The 1,574-nt window shown below is 40.9% G+C and carries 2 protein-coding genes; one reads left to right on the forward strand and one right to left on the reverse strand.

Annotation, left to right across the window (positions count from 1 at the left end):
* Positions 1 to 246 precede the first annotated feature (246 nt).
* The gene (locus HCR01_RS37825; RefSeq protein ID WP_191762320.1) at positions 247 to 411 is read right to left on the reverse strand and encodes a hypothetical protein; all 165 of its coding nucleotides are present in this window, start codon (positions 409 to 411) and stop codon (positions 247 to 249) included.
* Between the two features lie 367 nt (positions 412 to 778).
* Between HCR01_RS37825 and HCR01_RS37830 the strand changes: the two genes are divergently transcribed.
* Positions 779 to 1,513: a hypothetical protein gene (locus HCR01_RS37830; protein ID WP_193200999.1), complete on the forward strand. Its 735-nt coding sequence runs from the start codon at positions 779 to 781 to the stop codon at positions 1,511 to 1,513.
* The last annotated feature ends 61 nt before the right edge of the window (positions 1,514 to 1,574 follow it).

Raw genomic sequence — 1,574 nt, forward strand, 5'->3', positions numbered from 1 at the left:
TTTTTAGGTTGCTGGTAAATGTCGGTTTCAAAATGATTGATGCCTTTGTTACAGAATGCTAATTCAAACCATCTTGTATTGGTCTGACTATAAGCAAAGTACATTTAGAGGTTTGCTGATTGCCTCCTACAAATGGCTTAATTTCTCAAGTTAAATTTTTTGAAGGTGTTAAAATTTTGACTGCAACTAAAAAAAGTAGCAATCATTTTTAACAAGACTAGAGCATGAAGGAGAAAATAATTTCCACTAGTATTCTTCTATTTGTAGAATGTAGCATTCGCATTCTGGCATCCGATGCACCCAAGCAATTTGGTTGCCATCAAACAGGGGAATTTCTACTTGCCACCATCTCCCGCCTCGTAGCCGACGATACAAGCGAAAATTGGAAAAAGCCCAATCTAAAAGTTGCATAAATCAGAACTTTCTAAAAGTCAGGCGAAATTCTCTACATAATAGTTTTTGCTACTTATTTATGCTTACTAGCAGCTTACTAACAGTTTAGTCAGATCGTAATCTCTGCTCCATCCTCTCAAATCTGTCTTGAAGTAGATTTTTCCGAATTTCAAATCAAGTTGGCAACAAGCATTTGAGTAGCCAAAAGGAGTGAAATTTACCTAAGTACATTTAATGTTTAGCAACCTGAGACTTTTGACGGTTTGCTCCTGTGAACGTGCTATTCCACAAACATTCTCAGACTTGGTGAGATACCTGGGCTATTTCAGCCTATCCTGAAAATAATTCGTGATTCGGGCGATAAGTAGAGGTAAGACAACAGCTAATGCTTGATTATTGGACGGCGAGTACTGCGTTTTGGCTGGTAATGTTTGGAGTACAAGAGTGGGTACTGCAATTCCACCTGGGTTATCTGGGTCGCTATTGGGCTCTTGCCAGCGCTGCTAGCTTATTCTTCGGCTTTTTGCTGTCTGGTTTGGTCTGTGTGCCACTAATAATCAATTTGAAAGTAGATCCATTCACTTTTCCCGGCAACGTTATTCTTTGCGCGATTGCTGCTATCTTCTTTGGTATGTTTCTTACTCTGGGACAATGGCTGATACTGCGGCAGACTGATTTGACACCGAGGATTTTTGCTCTGATTAATACAGTAGTTGGAATTGTGATTTTCGCCTTGCTGGTGTGGTTCAATGAGCCTAGTTTGGAGTTGAGTGGTGGGGCCATCGCCGGCTGGAAAACTGCCCTCATCTTTTTAGTCGGTGGTACAGTTACCGGAGCAACCACAGGCAAGGCATTAGATTTCTACTGTGGGCGAATTGAGCAGCGGCTAATCTCTATTGAGAGGGAGAGGGTCGAAAGAGAAACGCGAGAAAGGGAAAGGCTTGAGAAAGAACGGTTGGAGAGAGAAAAGCTAGAACAAGAAATCCTAGAGAAGGAAATGATAGAGAGAAAAAGAATACAGAGAGAAATGGCTTTAGAAGAACAACGAAAGTGGCTTGAAGAACATGGTGATGAGGATTACGAATATGATGAGGATGAAGATGAGTCAGAGGAGGAATAAACTTTTTTAACTATGAGCGACCAAATCTCTACTTCCAGGGTGAAGAAATAGCTGTTGTTGA

Source organism: Nostoc sp. MG11, assembly GCF_014904695.1.
Classification (GTDB): Bacteria; Cyanobacteriota; Cyanobacteriia; order Cyanobacteriales; family Nostocaceae; genus Komarekiella.